General features: G+C 69.4%; 1 protein-coding gene. It reads right to left on the reverse strand.

From position 1 onward, the window contains the following. Window positions 1-1,167 (reverse strand): serine hydroxymethyltransferase (glyA, locus tag HLH34_RS19070; RefSeq protein WP_408871335.1); only part of this gene is annotated, 1,167 nt, incomplete at its 3' end. Window positions 1,168-1,170: the final 3 nt, after the last annotated feature.

The raw sequence follows: 1,170 nt of genomic DNA on the forward strand, positions 1-1,170 counted from the left end.
GCGGAACTCGTCGGCGCCGAAGCCGCGCGCGGTGGCCGCCGGGCTGCCCAGGCGGATGCCCGAGGTGATCGCCGGCTTTTCCGGGTCGAAGGGCACCGCGTTCTTGTTCGCGGTGATGCCCGCGCGCTCCAGGCTGCGTTCCGCCGCCCGGCCGGTCACCTTCTTGGGGCGCAGGTCGACCAGCAGCAGGTGGCTGTCGGTGCCGCCGGTCACGATGTCGAAGCCCCGTACCAGCAGCGTGTCCGCCAGGGTGCGGGCATTCGCCGCCACCGCTTCCTGATAGGCGCGGAATTCCGGCTGCAGGGCCTCGCCGAACGCCACCGCCTTGGCTGCGATCACATGCATCAGCGGCCCGCCCTGCAGGCCGGGGAACACCGCCGAATTGATCTTCTTCGCCAGCGCCTCGTCATTGGTCAGGATCAGCCCGCCGCGCGGTCCGCGCAGCGTCTTGTGCGTGGTGCTGGTCACGATGTGGGCGTGGGGCAGCGGCGACGGATACAGCCCCGCCGCCACCAGCCCGGCGAAATGGGCCATGTCCACCATCAGATACGCCCCGACCTCGTCGGCGATGGCGCGGAAGCGCGCGAAGTCGATCACCCGCGGGTAGGCCGAGCCCCCCGCCACGATCAGCTTGGGCTTCTCGGCCCGCGCCAGGCATTCCATTTCCTCGTAATCCAGCAGCCCGTCCTCGTGCCGCACCCCGTACTGCACCGCGCGGAACCATTTGCCCGAATAGTTCGGCGCCGCCCCGTGCGTCAGATGCCCGCCCGCCGCCAGGCTCATGCCCAGGATGGTGTCGCCAGGGCTGACCAGCGCCATGAAGGCTTCCTGGTTGGCGTTCGCCCCGGAATGCGGCTGCACGTTGGCGAAACCCGCGCCGAACAGCGCCTTCGCCCGCTCGATCGCCAGGGTCTCCACCTTGTCCACCTCGGCGCAGCCGCCGTAATAGCGGCGCCCCGGATAGCCCTCGGCATATTTGTTGGTCAGCACGCTGCCCTGCGCCTCGAGCACCGCCTGCGACACCATGTTCTCGCTCGCGATCAGCTCGATCCCGTCGCGCTGGCGCTCAAGCTCGCCCCCGATCATCGCCGCCACATCGGGATCGCGCTCGGCAAGCGTCGATCGAAAAAAGGCGTGCAGCCCGCTCTGGCTCATCTGGTCCGGCATCGT

This window comes from Gluconacetobacter azotocaptans (assembly GCF_014174355.1).
Taxonomy (GTDB): Bacteria; Pseudomonadota; Alphaproteobacteria; order Acetobacterales; family Acetobacteraceae; genus Gluconacetobacter; species Gluconacetobacter azotocaptans.